Below are 17,029 nucleotides of genomic sequence, written 5' to 3' on the forward strand. Positions count from 1 at the left end.
ATGGTAGAGGCGCGGTCGGGGCCGGCCGGAGCCCGTCACCGATTACCGAGTGTCGATCGGTTTTGGCGGTACCCTGCCTGTGGAGCCGACGAGGGCTCCCGCCCCGGAAGGAACCCCATGACACCGTCGTCAGCACCCTCGGACACCGGCCCCTCGGTCGACCGCAGCTACCTCGATCCGCTGCGCTCCACCTCGGAACGGGTGGAGATCCTCCTCGCGCAGATGACGCTGGAGGAGAAGGCAGGGCTGTTCTTCCAGACGATGATCGTGATGGGCGAGGGCGGCGCGCTCGCCGGAGCGGACGGAGCCTTCGGGCTCCCGTCGACCTCGGCGATGGTCCTCGACAAGCGGATGTCGCACTTCAACCTCCTCGGCGGCGCCACGGCCACGGCCCGCGAGATCGCCGAGTGGCACAACCGACTGCAGGAGCTCGCCTCCTCCACCCGGCTCGGGATCCCGGTGACCCTCTCGACCGACCCGCGCCACTCCTTCACCGACAACCCGGGGACCGGCGCGCAGTCGGCGGCGTTCTCGCAGTGGCCCGAGCCACTCGGACTCGGCGCGATCGGCGACGAGGAGCTCGTCCGGCGGTTCGGCGACATCGCCCGGCGGGAGTATCTCGCCGTGGGACTGCGCGTCGCGCTGCACCCGCAGATCGACCTGGCGACCGAGTCGCGCTGGGCCAGGCAGGTGGGCACCTTCGGCGAGGACGCCGAGCTCACCGGGCGACTGGGGGCCGCCTACATCCGCGGGTTCCAGGGCGACACGCTGGGTCCGCAGTCCGTGGCCACGATGACCAAGCACTTCCCGGGCGGAGGCCCGCAGAAGGACGGCGAGGACCCCCACTTCCCCTACGGCCGCGAGCAGGTGTACCCGGGCGGGAACGCCGAGTACCACCTGACGCCGTTCGAGCGGGCCTTCGAAGCGGGCACGAGCCAGATCATGCCGTACTACGGGATGCCCGTCGGGACCTCGCTCGAGGAGGTCGGCTTCGGCTTCAACCGCTCGGTGATCACGGGCCTGCTGCGCGAGCGGTTCGGCTTCAACGGCATCGTCTGCACCGACTGGGGGCTCCTCTCGGACGCCTGGATCATGGGCGACCTGCATCCTGCGCGCGCCTGGGGGGTCGAGCACCTGTCGGTCCCCGAGCGGATGGCGAAGGCGATCGGGGCGGGTGTCGACCAGTTCGGCGGAGAGGCGATCCCGGAGGTGCTGATCGCGCTGGTCGAGGAGGGGACGATCGCCGAGGAGCGGCTCGACGTCTCGGTGCGCCGGCTGCTGCGCGAGAAGTTCGTGCTCGGGCTGTTCGACGAGCGGATCGTCGACCCCGAGGCGGCGGAGGCCGTGGTCGGCTCGGCGGAGTTCCGCGCAGCGGGTGAGGACGCGCAGCGGGCGGCGATCACCGTGCTGGCGAACGACGGTGTCCTGCCGGCGCGTCGGGGGCTCCGGCTCTACGTGGAGGGAGTGGACCCGGTGACCGCCTCCGCCTACGGCACGGTCGTCGACTCGCCGGAGGAGGCGGATCTGGCGGTGGTCCGGCTCCAGGCGCCGTTCGAGCAGCGCGAGACGGCGTTCGAGAGCTTCTTCCACGCGGGGTCTCTCGACTTCCCCGAGGAGGTGCTCGACCACGTCGCCGCCGTGGCGGAGAGGGTCCCGACGGTCGTCGACGTGTTCCTGGACCGGCCCGCGATCCTGACTCCGTTCGTCGGGAGCGTCGCCGCTCTGCTCGGCGACTTCGGGGCCTCGGGAGCCGCACTGCTGGACGTGGTCTTCGGGATGTCGGCGGCGCGTGGGAGGCTTCCGATGGATCTGCCCCGCTCGATGGCGGCGGCGGCGGAGCGACGGCCGGACGTCCCGTTCGACACCGCGGATCCGCTGTTCCACTTCGGTCACGGGCTCACGATCTAGGGTCGGCCGGGAGGCCGGTCAGCAGGCGGATCGGTCCTCCACAGCCGCCTGGACAGGGGTTCCTCCCCGGGGGCGAGCAGAGCTCGCGGCGGATGTCGGTGGCGATTGACATACTCGAACACATGTTCGAACATGGGCAGATGAGCCCCCCTTCCCCACCCCTCTCCGCGGGGACGGCCGAGGCTGCAGAACCCCTTCTGCGGCAGCTCGCGTCGGTGAAGGAGCTGCAGTCCCGGATTCGCGACATGCAGGCGACCACGCTCGAGACGAAGAGCATGGCGACCCTGCCGGCCTTCGCCTCCGCCCTCCCGGGAGGATCTCTGAAGCAGGGCGCCGCCTACTCGGTCGAGGGCTCGATGAGTCTCGCGATGGGCCTGCTCGCCGGCCCCTCCGCCGACGGCGCGTGGTGCGGTGTGGTGGGCGTGCCCGAGTTCGGAGCCGAGGCGGCGGCGGACATGGGGATCGATCTCGAGAGGCTGGTCCTCGTCCCCTCCCCCGCCGAGCACTGGCTCACGGTCACCGCCGCACTGGTCGACGTCCTGACCGTCGTGCTCACCCGCCCGCCCGCCTCCGTCTCCTCGGCCGACGTCTCCCGGCTGAGTGCTCGGCTGCGGCAGCGGGGGGCGGCCCTCATCGTGCTCGGCGAGTGGCCGCAGGCCGAGGCGCGCCTGAGCCTGCGCAGCAGCCGGTGGGAGGGGCTGGGCGCCGGACACGGCTATCTGCGCACCAGGGACGCGCTCGTCGACGTCGTGGGTCGCGCGGGTACCAGGGTCCGCACGGTCCGGATGAGCATGCCGGGAACGGCCGGCGCCTTCGGGGTCCTCGACGAGCGCTCGCGGCTGCACGAACGGGCGGTGTGAGATGACGAGCGCACCCGAGCTGCGGCGGACCATCCTCGTCTGGTGCCCGGACTGGCCGTCCTCGGCGGCCGCGGCTGCTGCGGGGATCGCCGCGGAGGCCCCGCTGGCCCTCACCGAGAAGAGCAGGGTCTTCGCCTGCTCCCCGTCGGCGCGCGGCGAAGGAGTGCGACGGGGGATGCGGATCCGCGAGGCCCAGTCGCGCTGCACCGGTCTCACCGTGCTCCCCTACGACCCGGTGCTCGATCACCGCGCCTTCGAGCCCCTGATCCAGGCGCTCGAGGAGATCACCCCCGGTGTCCAGCTGATCCGTCCCGGCCTGTGTGCGCTCAGGGCCAGAGGTCCTCGTCGCTACTACGGGAGCGAGCAGTCGGCAGCGGAGGCCGTGCTGCACCGCCTCGCCGAGCTGGGTGTCGCGCGGGCGCGCATCGGGATCGCCGACGGCCTCTTCGCCTCCGAGCTCGCGGCGAAGCACTCCGGCGAGTCCCTCGCCATCGTGCCCGCCGGCCGGACGGCGGAGTTCCTCTCCCGCCTCCCCCTCGACGCTCTCGAAACCGAGGCCGTCGGGATGAGGACACGACCACCGGTCAGAGGAGAAGACCTGGTGACCCTCCTGCGCCGACTCGGTGTGCGCACGCTCGGAGCCTTCGCGGGTCTCCCCCGAGAAGACGTGGCCGCCAGGTTCGGTCCCGACGGAGCCCGCGCGCACCTGCTCGCCTCGGGCGCCGAGACGGAGACGGTGGTCCCGCGGCTCCCCCCCGAGCGGCTCGATCGCGAACTCGAGTTCGAGCCGCCGCTGGATCGGATCGATCAGGCGGCCTTCGCCTTCCGCGTCCCTGCGGAGGAGTTCGTCGACGGGCTCACCCGCGCCCAGCTGGTGGCCACCGCCATTCGCATCGAGGTCACGAGCGACAGCGGAGAGGTCTCGTCCCGGAGCTGGCTGCATCCGCGCTGGTTCACCCCGGGCGACGTCCTCGATCGCGTGCGCTGGCAGCTCCAGGGCAGCGGAGCCGTCGACTCCGGGCTGAGCTCCCCCCTCTCCCGCATCCGCGTCGAGCCGGAGGCCGTGGACGCCATCGGCAACCACGAGCAGGGTCTGTGGGGCACGGCCCCCGAGGAGCGGGTGCACCACGGTCTGAGCCGGGTGCAGAGCATGCTGGGCCACGAGGCGGTGGTCACGGCGTCGGTCGGCGGAGGGCGGGCCCTGCGGGACCGTCAGCACCTGGTCCCGTGGGGGGATCGCGAACCCGGGGACTCCCGCCCGCGGGGGCTGCCGTGGCCCGGCTCCCTGCCGCCGCCCCTGCCGCCGACGGTCTTCCCCGAGCCCGCGGCCGTGCTGGTGCGGGGGCCGCGGGGCGAACCGGTCTCGGTCGACGACCGCGGGACGCTCACCTCGGTCCCCGCCTACTTCACTCCCGGCACCTCCCAGGCACGCCTCGAGCCGGTGGCGGGCTGGGCCGGTCCCTGGCCGATCGACGAGCGGTGGTGGGACGCGCGGACGGCCGTCCGCTACGACCGCTTCCAGGTGGTCGACTCCGGAGGGGTCGCCTGGCTGCTGCTCTGCCTGGACGGCGAGTGGGCGGCCGAGGCCCGCTACGACTGACCGCACGGCGTCCTCTCCTGACACGTCCCTCACCTCACGATCCGCACGAACCGCACGAACCGGTGCGACGCCGAACGACGACCGAAGGAGCCTCATGGGCTGGAACAACCCGCCGATCCCCTGGTCGGAGTTCGAACGGCGCCTCTCCACCGGCCGCCGCGGCGACGGGACCGTCGTCCGCGGCGACGGCGGGGACAGCCCCGCCTGGTCGCACAAGCGCCCCGCCTACTCCCCCGGCGACGACGTCCGGCCGCCCGACGAGAAGGTCCCCTACGCCGAACTGCACGCCCACTCCAACTTCAGCTTCCTCGACGGCGCCAACCGGCCGGAGCAGCTGGTCGAGGAGGCGGTCCGCCTCGGGATCGACACCCTCGCCCTCACCGATCACGACGGCCTCTACGGGATCGTGAGGATGGCGGAGGCGGCGCAGGGCCAGAGCGTGCGCACCGCCTTCGGTGCCGAGCTCTCGCTCGGCCTCAGCGCGCCCCAGAACGGCGTCGCCGACCCCGAGGGATCCCACCTCCTCGTCCTCGCGCGCCGAGAGGAGGGCTACCACCGGCTGGCGAGGGCGATCACGACGGCGCAGCTCGCCGGAGCCGAGAAGGGCAAGCCCAGCTACGACCTCGACGAGCTCGCCCGTGCGGCGGGCGGGCACTGGATCGTGCTCACGGGCTGCAGGAAGGGACGCGTCCGCAGCGCCCTGGTCGCAGGAGGACGAGCAGCGGCCGAGGCCGAGGTGCGCGAGCTCGTGAGCCTGTTCGGAGCGGGCAACGTCCTCGTCGAGCTCTACGACCACGGCGACCCGCTCGCCTCCCTGCACAACGACCTGCTCGCCGAGATCGCCGGGAGCCTGCGCCTGCGCCTCGTCGCCACCGGCAACGTGCACTACGCCCGACCCCAGGACCGTCCGCTGCAGACGGCGCTGTCCGCCGTCCGCGCGAGGCGGAGCCTCGACGAGATGGACGGCTGGCTCCCCGCGGCGGCCGGGGCGCACCTGCGCTCCGGCGCCGAGATGGCCGAGCGTTTCGCGCGCTATCCGGGCGCGGTCGAGAACACGGTCCGTGTCGCCGACGAGATCGCCTTCGAGCTGGGTCGCGTGCGACCGCGACTGCCCCGGCAGGAGGTCCCGGAGGGTCACACGCCGATGAGCTGGCTCCGCGAGCTGGTCGGGCGCGCCGTACCGGCGAAGTACCCCGACGCCGACTCCGACGTCCTCGACCGCCTCGAGAAGGAGCTCGCGGTCATCGAGGCCAAGGACTTCCCGGGGTACTTCCTGATCGTGCACGACATCGTCCACTTCGCGAAAGGCAGGGGGATCCTCTGCCAGGGGCGCGGCTCGGCCGCCAACTCCGCGGTCTGCTACGTCCTGGGGATCACCGCGGTGGACTCGATCTTCTACGACCTCCCCTTCGAGCGGTTCCTCTCCAGCATCCGCGACGAGGAGCCCGACATCGACGTCGACTTCGACTCCGAGCGGCGCGAGGAGGTCATCCAGCACGTCTACGAGAAGTACGGGCGACTCAACGCCGCTCAGGTCGCCAACGTGATCACCTACCGGCCGAAGTTCGCCGTGCGAGACATGGCCAAGGCCCTCGGCTACAGCGCCGGCCAGCAGGACGGCTGGTCGAAGCAGATCGAGAGGTGGGGCGCCATCACCGAGAGCACCGATCACGACATCCCCGACGACGTCATCGCGCTGGCCACGCAGGTGCTCGGTGCACCCCGTCACCTGGGCATCCACTCCGGCGGGATGGTGCTCACCGACCGTCCCGTGGGCGAGGTCTGCCCGATCGAGCCCGCCCGGATGGAGAAGCGGACCGTCCTGCAGTGGGACAAGGACGACTGCGCGTGGATGGGCCTGGTCAAGTTCGACCTCCTGGGCCTCGGGATGCTCGCCGCCCTGCAGTACACCTTCGACCTCGTCGCCGAGCACGTCGGCGAGAAATGGGACCTCTCGACGATCCCCCGAGAGGAGAAGGGCGTGTACGACCAGCTGTGCCGAGCGGATTCCATCGGGGTGTTCCAGGTCGAGAGCCGAGCCCAGATGGGCACCCTGCCCAGACTCCAGCCGCGGCGCTTCTACGACCTGGTCATCGAGGTGGCCCTGATCCGCCCGGGACCCATCCAGGGCGGCGCGGTGCATCCCTACATCCGGCGCAAGCTCGGCGAGGAGCCGGTCAGCTACCAGCACCCCCTGCTGGTCACGCCTCTCAAGCGCACGCTCGGCGTCCCGCTCTTCCAGGAGCAGCTCATGCAGGTCGCGGTCGCGGTCGGCGACTGCAACGCGGAGGACGCCGACCTCCTCCGCCGGGCGATGGGGTCCAAGCGGGGCACGGAGAAGATCGAGACCCTGCGCGAGCGCCTCTACGAGGGCATGGCCCGCAACGGCATCACCGGCGATGTCGCCGACGACATCTACCTGAGGATCCAGGCCTTCGCCAACTTCGGCTTCGCCGAGAGCCACGCGATCAGCTTCGCCCTGCTCGTCTACGCGAGCGCCTGGCTGCGCCTGCACTACCCGGCCGCCTTCACCGCAGCCCTGCTGCGCGCCCAGCCGATGGGCTTCTACGCCCCGCACACGCTGGTCGCCGACGCCCGCCGCCACGGCGTGCGCATCGGCTCCCCCGACGTCAACCTGTCCCTCTCCCACCCCGGGCTCGAACCGCTCGGCGACGCCTCCCCCCGCGGAGGCGCACCCGCGGGTCGTGACGCATGCCTCGCCGCCGACCAGCCCCCGACCGGACTCTTCGACCGCTCGGAGCACTTCGACACCGACGACCACCGGCGCGACGGCGCCTTCCTGGTGCGCCTGGGGCTGGCCGAGGTGAAGGGCATCGGGCAGGCGCTCGCCGAGCACGTCGTCGCCGAGCGGGAGCGCGGCGGGCTCTACACGAGCATGGCCGACCTCTCGCGCAGGGCGGGGCTGACCGCGGGTCAGCTCGAGGCGCTCGGGGCGGCCGGGGCGTTCGACTCGCTCGGGCTCGAGCGCCGCCAGGCCCTGTGGGAGGCGGGGACCGCGTCGGCGGACCGCGAGGAGTTCCTCCCCGGCTCCGTGGTCGCCGTGCAGCCTCCTCTGCTTCCGATGCTCTCGGCGCAGGAGCGGGTCGTCTTCGACTTCTGGGCCACCGGGATCTCGCCGGACGACCACCCGATGCGGCACCTGCGGGAGAGCCTCGCCGCCCGGGGCTCCCGCTCCACGGCCGACCTCCTGGGCACACCCTCCGGCACCCGGATCGAGGTCGGCGGGGTCGTGATCCACCGCCAACGTCCCTCCACAGCCGGCGGAGTGACCTTCATGAACCTCGAGGACGAGCACGGGATCCTCAACGTGATCTGCTCCGTCGGAGTATGGAACCGCTACCGGCGGGTCGCCCGCGAAGCTCCGGCACTGCTCATCAGAGGCATCCTCGAGCGCTCGGACGAGGGAGTCACGAACCTGCTCGCCGATCGCTTCGAGGCCCTCACGGTCAACGCGCGCACCACCTCCCGCAACTTCCGATGATCACCGGGGTCCACCGCTCCGCCGGACGATCCACCCACGAGAAAGCGACACCCATGACGCACACCGATCACGCCGCCCCTCCCTCGCCCCTCGACGCACCCCTCCTCGACGACAAGGAGCTGCGCGACCGCGTCTCCTCGCTGATCGGACCCGCCTACCGGCGAGCACTGTGGCCGATCTTCCTCGACCGCGAGGGAGTCCAGCTGCCGATCCTCTACCCGGTCGACGGGCTCCCCGTCCACCCGGACGAGGAGAAGACGGAGCGCATCGTCGCCACACTCGCCAAGGCCGTCGCCCACCAGGACGTGGGAGCGCTCGCCTTCGCTCTCGAGCGCCCGGGTCGCGCCTTCCTCGGCGAGACCGACCGCGTCCTCGCTCGGCACCTCGCCGCCGCCTGCCACCGGCGGGCGATCCCCCTCCGCGCCCTCCTGCTCGTCCACGACGAGGGCGTCCGGATCATCGCCGCATCGGAGTACGCGACGGCCGCGCGGTGAGGAGGCGACCGCCGGAGGTGCGGGTGCCTCAGGCGCCGGCGGCGAGCGTGATCAGAAGCGACGAGGAACCGAGATCGACCTCGGAGTCACCCGGCTGGACCGCGTACTCGCCCACGCCGAGCAGCGACTCCGAGACCTCGGGCAGAGGCACTCGCGCAGCGGCGTCGCCGACGTTGATCGAGATCGTCACACGGCCGCGTCCGAGCGTGAGCCAGCGCTCCTGCTCGTCGAAGGCGACCCGCACAGAACCGAACCGCGGGTCGGTCAGCTCGGGGAAGCGCCGACGCAGAACGGCGAGCTCGCGGTACACCTCCAGGATGCGGGCGTGACGCCCCTCCTCGACCTCCGACCAGTCGAGGCGGGAGCGGGTGAAGGTCTCCGGATCCTGCGGGTCGGGCACGACCTCGGGGTCCCAGCCCATCCGGGCGAACTCCGCGATCCGGCCCTTCGCGGTGGCCTCGCCGAGGTCCTTCTCGGGGTGCGAGGTGAAGAACTGCCAGGGAGTGGACGCCGCCCACTCCTCGCCCATGAAGAGCATCGGCGTGAACGGACTGAGCAGGGTCAGCGCCGCCGCGATCGCGAGTCGGCCCTCGTCGAGGGTCGCCGTCAGACGGTCGCCGATCGCTCGGTTGCCGATCTGGTCGTGGTTCTGGCTGCAGACCACGAGCCGCCAGGTGGGCAGGTGCTCGAGGTCGATCGGCCGGCCGTGGTGGCGACCGCGGAAGGTCGAGAGCGTGCCGTCGTGGAAGAAGCCGCGTGTCAGCACCTTCTCGAGTGCGCCGAGCGGCGCGAAGTCCTCGTAGTAGCCGGTCGTCTCGCCCGTCAGCGCGACGTGCACCGCGTGATGGAAATCGTCGCTCCACTGGGCGTCGAGTCCGTAGCCTCGCGCCTCCCGCGGAGTGATCAGCTTCGGATCGTTCAGATCCGACTCCGCGATCAGGGTCAGCGGCCGCCCCACGTGCGCCGAGAGAACGGCGACCTCGCCCGCCATCTCCTCGAGCACGTGCACCGCGCCCTCGTCCGAGAGCGCGTGCACCGCATCGAGACGGAGCGCGTCGACGTGGTAGTCGCGGAGCCACATCAGCGCGTTGTCGATGATGTAGCCCCGGACGACATCGGAGCCCGAACCGTCGAGGTTGATCGAGCTGCCCCAGGTGTTGGCCTTCTCGCTCTTGAGGTAGGGGCCGAACTCGGGCAGGTAGTTGCCGCTCGGGCCGAGGTGGTTGTAGACGACGTCCTGCACCACGCCGATTCCCGCCCGGTGCGCGGCGTCGACGAAGCGCTGGTACGCCTCCGGTCCGCCGTACGGCTCGTGGACGGCGTACCAGAGCACTCCGTCGTAGCCCCAGTTGTGCGTCCCGTTGACCGCGTTGACCGGCAGGATCTCGACGAAGTCGACTCCGATCGAGCGCAGGTGTCCCAGCTTCCCGATCGCCGCGTCGAGGGTGCCCTCGGGAGTGAAGGTGCCGATGTGCAGCTCGTAGATCACCGCGCCCGCGAGCTGACGACCGGTCCACTCCTCATCGGTCCAGGTGTGGACGGCGGGGTCGAAGGTCCGCGACAGCTCGTGGACTCCCGCCGGCTGGCGCCGGGACCGCGGGTCGGGGAACGGCCCGGCACCATCGATCCGGTAGCCGTAGTCGACCTCGCCCGTCCCGGCGACGGGGCCGGCGGCGCGCCACCAGCCCGCCTCCTCGGAGGCCGCCATCGGGACGGCGGCACCGCCGCCGATCACCAGCTCGACCGACGAGGCCTCGGGTGCCCAGACGTCGAAGCGCTCGGGTCCGGAGGTCGGCAGGGCGTAGCGGTAGGGAGTCGTGCTCTTCACGGCGGTCTCCAGGGTCGTTGGTGCAGGTGGGAGCGAGAGGGAGGACGTGCGTCAGGCGACCGGCGCGAGGAGCGCGACGGGCAGATCGACGAGGATCTCCGAGACGGGGGTCGGTCCGCCCCCGAAGGTGCGCCCGGTCAGGACGTCCTCGAGGGGGTGCCCCGGCAGCACGATCAGCGTGTCGCCCCAGCCGCCGGCTGCAGCCAGGCCCGCCGGCAGGCGCGTGGCGACACTCACGACGCCGCCCCGGTCGAAGGCGATGATGTGCTCGGCGGCGGGTCCGACCGGAGTGACGGGGGCGTAGCGCGTGAAGAGCTCCGGCCGATCACGGCGCAGACGCAGCGCCCGCGAGGTGACGAGCAGCTTCGCCGCCCCCTCCTCGTCGATCGGGGGCAGCCATCCGCCGTCGAGGCGCTCGAGCAGCGCCCGGCGCTCGACGAAGTCGACAGGACGCCGGTTGTCGGGATCGACCAGCGAGGTCTCCCACAGCTCGCTCCCCTGGTACACGTCGGGGATGCCGGGAGCCGTCAGCTGGACGAGCTTCGCCGAGAGGCTGTTCGACCACCCGGTGGCCTTCACCCGCTCGACGGTGTCCACGATCAGACCGCGCACAGCAGGCTCGTCGAAGGCCGCGTCGACCGCGGCGTGCATGCGCTTCTCGAACGCCTCGTCCGGAGCGGTCCAGCGCGTCGAGCTGCCCGCCTCGCGCGACGCCTTCTCGGCGTAGGCGTGGAGGCGCTCCCGGGACGCGGGCCAGGATCCGACGATCGCCTCCCAGAGCAGGTGCTCGACGGGGCCGTCGCCGAAGCCGACGAGCCCGTGGAGCGAGCGCAGCGTCGTCGCCCAGGCCTCCGGGTCCTCGGCCAGCGCGGTGATGCGCGCGCGGGTGTCCTCGCCGCGCTTCGTGTCGTGGGTGGACAGCGTGGTCAGCGAGGCGGGGAAGGAGGCCTGGCGGACCGACTGGCGACGGTGGAACTCGTCCAGGTCGATCCAGAACTCGTCCGGATCGGCACCGACCTCGTTGAGCGAGGTGAGTCGGCTGTAGCGGTAGAACGCGGTGTCCTCGACGCCCTTCGCCATCACCATGCCCGACGTCTGCTGGAAGCGGACCGACACCGGTGTGCCCGTCTCGCCGAGCAGCTCCGCGACCCGGTCGATGATCGGGGCGATCTCGGGGCGGCGGTGGACGGCGTCCACCCGCGCGTGCTCGAGGTGCTCCGCGCCGACCGGGAGGTAGCTGCGGTACACGGGGAAGGTCGCGAGGAGCTCGGCCAGCGCGTCGTCCGCTCCGTCGACCTCGGGGATCAGTCGAGCGAGCCGGAGGACCTCGGAGCGGAGGATGCCGTCGGCGATCCCGCGCTTCGTGTCGTGGATGAGATCGGCCCAGACGACCGGGGAGCCGCCGCCGCTCAGCTCCGCGTCGAGGCCCTCGAGCACGGGGCGGGCATCCGGGTCGACCAGGATCCGGTCGATGTCGGCCAGAGCGTCGTACCCCGTGGTGCCGACCGTCGCCCAGTGCGGGGGCAGCTGCTCGTCGCCCTCGAGGATCTTCTCGACCCAGACCGGCGCGCCGCCGATGACTCGGGCGAGGTCGTCGAGGTACCCGCCCGGGTCGGCCAGTCCGTCCGGGTGGTCCACCCGCAGGCCGTCGGCGAGCCCCTCGGTGAACCAGCGCACGATCTCGCGGTGCGAGGCGTCGAAGACCTCGGGGCGCTCGACCGTGATCGCCGCGAGCGTGTTCACCGCGAAGAACCGGCGGTAGTTCAGCTCGGCGTCGGCGCGGCGCCAGTTGACGAGCTCGTAGCTCTGGCGCGCGTGCACCGTGCGGCCGGAGTCGCCGGGCTCGGCGGTCCCGGGCGCGATCGGCAGCCGGTTGTCGTAGTAGTGCAGCTCGTCGCCGACGACCTCGAGCGCGTCGAGCTCGCTGTCGCTGTCACCCTCACTCGCCCCGTCGCCGAGGATCGGCACGCGCAGGCGGCCGCCTCCGGCCTCCCAGTCGATGTCGAACGACGTGGCGTAGCGGGAGGAGCGCCCGTTCTCGAGCAGGTCCCACCACCACGCGTTCTCGATCGGCGTCGCGACACCCATGTGGTTCGGCACGATGTCGATCAGCACGCCGAGGCCCTCGGCCTTCGCGGCCGCCGAGGCGTGCGCGAGTCCCTCGGCACCCCCGCGGTCGGGGTCGATCCGGTCGTGATCGACGACGTCGTAGCCGTGGTCCGATCCCGGCTCCGCACGCAGCAGCGGCGAGAAGTAGAGCCAGTCCGCGCCCAGCGAGCGCACGTAGTCGGCGATCTGCGCCGCCTCGTCGAGATCGAAGCCGGAGCGGATCTGGAGTCGGTAGGTCGAAGCGGGCAGTCGCACGTCAGGCTCCTGTCGAAGGGGCGGTCGCGGCGTCGGTCGACTCCGCGTGGGGGCTCATGTGGCTGGTGATGATCGGGATGGCCGAGGTGGCGGCCTGCGAGGCGAGGGAGGCGGCCACGGAGTGGTCCACCTCGGGCTCGGGAGCGCTGTGCTCCTGCAGGATCACGAGCGACTTCGCCTGCACGGTGAGGATCGCGCCGGCGGGGCGGGGGATCGAGTCGGCCTCGGCTCCTGCCGTGTCCACGAGGACGGCCCACTCGAGCGCGTACTCGTCGCTCGGGATAGTGAACTCCACGTCGACGTCGTCGGCGTTGAAGTAGAGCAGGAAGCTGTCGTCCATCACCGGCTGGCCGCGCTCGTCGCGCTCGCGGATCCCGTTGCCGTTGAGGTAGATGCCGACCGAGCGGTCCAGGCCCGAGTCCCAGTCGGACGGCGTCATCTCGGTGCCGTCCGCCTTGAACCAGACGATGTCGGGCAGCGGCTCCTCGGACCCGCGGAGAACGGGCCGGCCGTCGAAGAAGCGGCCGCGGCGGAACGTCGGGTGCTCGGCGCGGAGCCGGATGAGCGCGGCCGTGAACTCGAGGAGGGGCCGATCGGCGGTGGACCAGTCGATCCAGGTCAGCTCGCTGTCCTGGGCGTAGGTGTTGTTGTTGCCGTCCTGGGTCCGGCCCAGCTCGTCGCCGTGCAGGATCATGGGCACGCCCTGCGAGATCAGCATCGTCGCGAGGAAGTTCCGCTGCTGACGGGCGCGCAGCCCGAGGACCTTCGGATCGTCCGTCGGCCCCTCGACCCCGTGGTTCCAGGAGCGGTTGTGCGACTCGCCGTCGTTGCCGTTCTCGCCGTTGGCCTCGTTGTGCTTCTCGTTGTACGACACGAGATCGCGCAGGGTGAAGCCGTCGTGAGCGGTCACGAAGTTGATGGAGGCGACCGGACGGCGGCCGGAGCGGGCGTACAGATCGGCCGACCCGGTCAGCCGCGACGCGAACTCGCCCAGCGTCGACGGCTCGCCGCGCCAGAAGTCGCGCACGGTGTCGCGGTACTTCCCGTTCCACTCCGTCCACTGGGGCGGGAAGTTCCCGACCTGGTAGCCGCCGGGACCGACGTCCCACGGCTCGGCGATCAGCTTGACCTGCGAGACCACCGGGTCCTGCTGCACGAGCTCGAAGAAGGTCGAGAGGCGGTCGACGTCGTAGAACTCGCGCGCGAGGGCCGACGCGAGGTCGAAGCGGAAGCCGTCGACGCGCATCTCGGTCACCCAGTAGCGGAGGGAGTCCATGATCAGCTGCAGCGAGTGCGGGTGACGCACGTTCAGCGTGTTGCCGGTGCCGGTGTAGTCCATGTAGTAGCGCTTGTCGTCGTCGACGAGGCGGTAGTAGGCCTCGTTGTCGATGCCGCGGAACGACAGGGTCGGGCCGAGGTGGTTGCCCTCCGCCGTGTGGTTGTAGACCACGTCGAGGATGACCTCGATGCCGGCCGCGTGCAGCGCCCGGACCATGCTCTTGAACTCCTGCACCTGCTGGCCGTGATCCCCGGTGGAGGAGTAGGTGTTCTGCGGGGCGAAGAAGCCGATGGTGTTGTAGCCCCAGTAGTTCGAGAGGCCCTTGTCGATCAGCGTGGAGTCGTTGACGAACTGGTGCACCGGCATGAGCTCGATCGCCGTGATGCCGAGGTGCTTGAGGTGGGCGATGACCGCCGGATGGGCGACGCCCGCGTACGTGCCGCGGAGCTCCTCCGGGATGTCGGGGTGGGTCTTGGTGAGCCCCTTCACGTGCGCCTCGTAGATCACCGTGCTGTCGTACGAGGTGCGGGGGCGCCGGTCGCCCGCCCAGTCGAAGAAGGGGTTGATGACGACGCCCATCATCATGTGCGGCGCCGAATCCTCGTCGTTGGTGGAGTCGGGGTCGCCGAAGGTGTACGAGAACAGCGACTGGTCCCAGTCGATCTCTCCCGCGACCGCCTTCGCGTAGGGGTCGAGCAGCAGCTTGTTCGGGTTGCACCGCTGACCCGCCTCGGGGTCGTAGGGCCCGTGGATCCGGTAGCCGTAGCGCTGGCCCGGCTGGACCTGCGGGAGGTAGCAGTGCCAGACGTACGCGTCCGACTCGAGCACGTCGACGCGGATCTCGGTGCCGTCCTCCTCGAAGAGGCAGAGCTCGACGCGCTCGGCGATCTCGCTGAAGAGAGCGAAGTTCGTGCCGCTTCCGTCGAAGGTGGCGCCCAAGGGGTAGGCGGTTCCGGGCCAGGTCTCCACGAGACTCCTCTGGGTTCTGGTCTCGGGCGATCCGTGGGAGGCCGTCGTGCGGTCTGCGGATGCCCGACGTCGGGGGTGATGGTCCAGCGCCTGGGCGACGGACCGACTGCCCAGCTTAGCGAGAGCCGTCTCCGTGATCTCCGGCGGGGCTTCCTCACGGCCGAACGGGTGTACTGCGGCGGCAGGCTTCGGCCCCTCTTCGGGGAGGGCCGTCGCCGGGGCGGGCGGGAGCGACGTGGTGGCTCCACGCCGTCACGCTCGAACAGTACGGAGGGCCCGATCGCGCCGGGAGGGCTGGCGCCGCGCGGTGCCGATCGGGTAGGACCCGCCGACCGGCGCACCCTGCGGTCAGTGCGAGCCGAGGCGCCTGCGCAGCAGGTCGATGCGGGCCTGCAGCTGCGTCACGCTCGCCTGCGCGACCGCCGGGCCGCCGCAGAGCCGCCGCAGCTCGGAGTGGACCGTTCCGTGCGTCTCGCCGGTGTTGCGCGCCCAGAGACCGACGAGGGAGTTGAGCAGGCTCCGCTGCTCCTTGAGCGTGCGGTAGAGCGGCGCCGGGATCTCGCTCGCCTTCGGCTCTCCCGGCGCCTCGGAGGCGGAGCGCGCGCCGGCGCGCTTCGCCTGGCGCTGCTGCCGGTGCTGGAGCAGCTCCCGCACCTGGTCGGGCTCGAGGAGCCCGGGGAGCCCGATGAAGTCGAGCTCCTCCTCGCTCTCGACCTCCACCTCCATCCCGAACTCCGCGCCCTCGTAGACGACGCGGTCGAACGTCGCCTCCGACCCGAGCGACTCGAACCGTCCCTCGTCGAGGAGCTCGGACGACGCCTTCTCGCTCCGTTCGGCATCGGCCATCAGATCGGCCTCGGGGTACTCCTCGTCGTCGGAGGTGCGCCGGTCGAGGGCGTGGTCGCGCTGGAGCTCCATCGAGCCGGCGAGCGCGAGCAGGCCGGGGACGTTCGGGAGGAACACCGAGGCGGTCTCCCCGCGGCGGCGCGCCCGCACGAAGCGCCCGATCGCCTGGGCAAAGAACAGCGGAGTCGAGGCCGAGGTCGCGTAGACGCCCACGGCCAGTCGCGGCACGTCGACGCCCTCCGAGACCATCCGCACGGCGACCATCCAGCGCGAGGTGTCCTTCGCGAAGGACTCGATCCGGTCGCTCGCCTCCTTCTCGTCCGAGAGGACGACGGTGACGGGCTCTCCGCTGATCTCGCGGAGCGCGGCGGCGTAGGCGCGAGCGCTGTAGTGGTCCGTGGCGATGACCAGCCCGCCCGCATCCGGGATCGCGCGCCGCACCTCCGTCAGGCGCGTGTTCGCCGCCCGCAGCACCGAGGGGATCCAGTCCCCCTTCGGGTCCAGCGCCGTGCGCCAGGCCTGCGAGGTGATGTCCTTCGTGTTGCCCTCGCCGAGCCGCGCCTCCATCTCGTCGCCGGCCTTCGACTTCCAGCGCATCTGGCCGGCGTAGACCATGAACAGCACGGGCCGCACCACTCCGTCGGCCAGGGCCCGCCCGTAGCCGTAGGCGTAGTCGGTGAGGGAGGTGCGGATCCCCTCGTCGTCGGCCAGGTAGCTCACGAAGGGGATGGGCGCGGTGTCGGAGCGGAACGGCGTCCCGGTCAGCGAGAGGCGGCGGACGGCCGGCTCGAACGCCTCCCGCACCGCGTCGCCCCAGCTCATCGCATCGCCGGCGTGGTGCACCTCGTCGAGGATCACGAGGGTCCGGCCCGAGAGCGTCAGCTCGCGGTGCAGCTCGGCGCGCACGGCGACCTGCGCGTAGGTGACCGCGACGCCGTGGTAGTGGCGGGCGTGCCGCCCCATCCTGTTGGTGAAGGTCGGGTCGAGCCGGATGCCGACGCGGTGCGCCGCCTCGGCCCACTGGCGCTTGAGGTGCTCGGTCGGCGCCACCACCGTGATGCGGTCGACGGTGCGATTGTGCAGCAGCTCGGCGGCGAGCCGGAGGGCGAACGTCGTCTTGCCCGCACCGGGTGTCGCGGCAGCGAGGAAGTCGCGCGGCTCGTGCTGGAAGTAGGCCTCGAGCGCCTCGGCCTGCCAGGCGCGGAGCTTGTCGGCGGTGCCCCAGGGGGCGCGGCCCGGGAACGACGGCGACAGGTGCTCGGCGGCGGAGGTGCCGACCGGATGACCGAAGCTCGAGGGACTGTTCACGTGGGCCAAGGCTACGCGACACCACCGACACGGGGCCCTCCTCCGCACGCCGCCGCGGGGGCACCGGCGTG

The 17,029-nt window shown here is 71.5% G+C and carries 9 protein-coding genes; 5 read left to right on the top strand and 4 right to left on the bottom strand.

What is annotated here, in order from left to right; genetic code table 11:
- The first annotated feature begins 117 nt into the window (after nt 1-117).
- The 5 genes from B9Y99_RS07590 (at nt 118) to B9Y99_RS07610 (ending at nt 8,364) form a co-directional block, all read left to right on the top strand.
- Nucleotides 118-1,908: a glycoside hydrolase family 3 protein gene (locus tag B9Y99_RS07590; RefSeq protein ID WP_085475890.1), complete on the top strand. Its 1,791-nt coding sequence runs from the start codon at nt 118-120 to the stop codon at nt 1,906-1,908.
- A 245-nt stretch (nt 1,909-2,153) separates the two neighbouring features.
- A complete protein-coding gene (locus B9Y99_RS07595) occupies nt 2,154-2,768 on the top strand; it encodes a hypothetical protein (RefSeq protein WP_129587935.1) in 615 nt (204 codons plus the stop codon).
- Nucleotide 2,769: 1 nt separating this feature from the next.
- On the top strand, nt 2,770-4,368 hold the full coding sequence (locus B9Y99_RS07600) for a DNA polymerase Y family protein (RefSeq protein ID WP_085475891.1): 1,599 nt from the start codon (nt 2,770-2,772) through the stop codon (nt 4,366-4,368).
- Nucleotides 4,369-4,462: 94 nt separating this feature from the next.
- Nucleotides 4,463-7,870, top strand: coding sequence for an error-prone DNA polymerase (locus B9Y99_RS07605; protein ID WP_085475892.1), 3,408 nt, complete (start codon nt 4,463-4,465; stop codon nt 7,868-7,870).
- 53 nt (nt 7,871-7,923) lie between these two features.
- The gene (locus B9Y99_RS07610; RefSeq protein ID WP_085475893.1) at nt 7,924-8,364 is read left to right on the top strand and encodes a hypothetical protein; all 441 of its coding nucleotides are present in this window, start codon (nt 7,924-7,926) and stop codon (nt 8,362-8,364) included.
- Between the two features lie 28 nt (nt 8,365-8,392).
- Here B9Y99_RS07610 and treZ read toward each other — a convergent pair whose 3' ends face one another.
- The 4 genes from treZ to B9Y99_RS07630 all read right to left on the bottom strand — a co-directional run bounded on the left by treZ (nt 8,393) and on the right by B9Y99_RS07630 (nt 16,958).
- Complete coding sequence (treZ, locus tag B9Y99_RS07615) at nt 8,393-10,192, bottom strand: malto-oligosyltrehalose trehalohydrolase (protein WP_244274798.1); 1,800 nt, start codon at nt 10,190-10,192, stop codon at nt 8,393-8,395.
- Between the two features lie 51 nt (nt 10,193-10,243).
- The gene (gene treY, locus B9Y99_RS07620; protein ID WP_085475894.1) at nt 10,244-12,556 is read right to left on the bottom strand and encodes a malto-oligosyltrehalose synthase; all 2,313 of its coding nucleotides are present in this window, start codon (nt 12,554-12,556) and stop codon (nt 10,244-10,246) included.
- 1 nt (nt 12,557) lies between these two features.
- Entirely contained in the window at nt 12,558-14,804 is a 2,247-nt protein-coding gene (glgX, locus tag B9Y99_RS07625; RefSeq protein WP_085475895.1) for a glycogen debranching protein GlgX, read from the bottom strand.
- 348 nt (nt 14,805-15,152) lie between these two features.
- Nucleotides 15,153-16,958, bottom strand: coding sequence for a DEAD/DEAH box helicase (locus B9Y99_RS07630; RefSeq protein WP_085476303.1), 1,806 nt, complete (start codon nt 16,956-16,958; stop codon nt 15,153-15,155).
- Between the last annotated feature and the right edge of the window lie 71 nt (nt 16,959-17,029).

It is taken from the genome of Rathayibacter oskolensis (genome assembly GCF_900177245.1).
Classification (GTDB): Bacteria; Actinomycetota; Actinomycetes; order Actinomycetales; family Microbacteriaceae; genus Rathayibacter; species Rathayibacter oskolensis.

Excerpts from the sequence above, each read along its gene's own strand:
- B9Y99_RS07590 (WP_085475890.1), top strand. The coding sequence starts at position 118 with ATGACACCGTCGTCAGCACCCTCGGACACCGGCCCCTCGGTCGACCGC.
- B9Y99_RS07595 (WP_129587935.1), top strand. The coding sequence starts at position 2,154 with ATGCAGGCGACCACGCTCGAGACGAAGAGCATGGCGACCCTGCCGGCC.
- B9Y99_RS07600 (WP_085475891.1), top strand. The coding sequence starts at position 2,770 with ATGACGAGCGCACCCGAGCTGCGGCGGACCATCCTCGTCTGGTGCCCG.
- B9Y99_RS07605 (WP_085475892.1), top strand. The coding sequence starts at position 4,463 with ATGGGCTGGAACAACCCGCCGATCCCCTGGTCGGAGTTCGAACGGCGC.
- B9Y99_RS07610 (WP_085475893.1), top strand. The coding sequence starts at position 7,924 with ATGACGCACACCGATCACGCCGCCCCTCCCTCGCCCCTCGACGCACCC.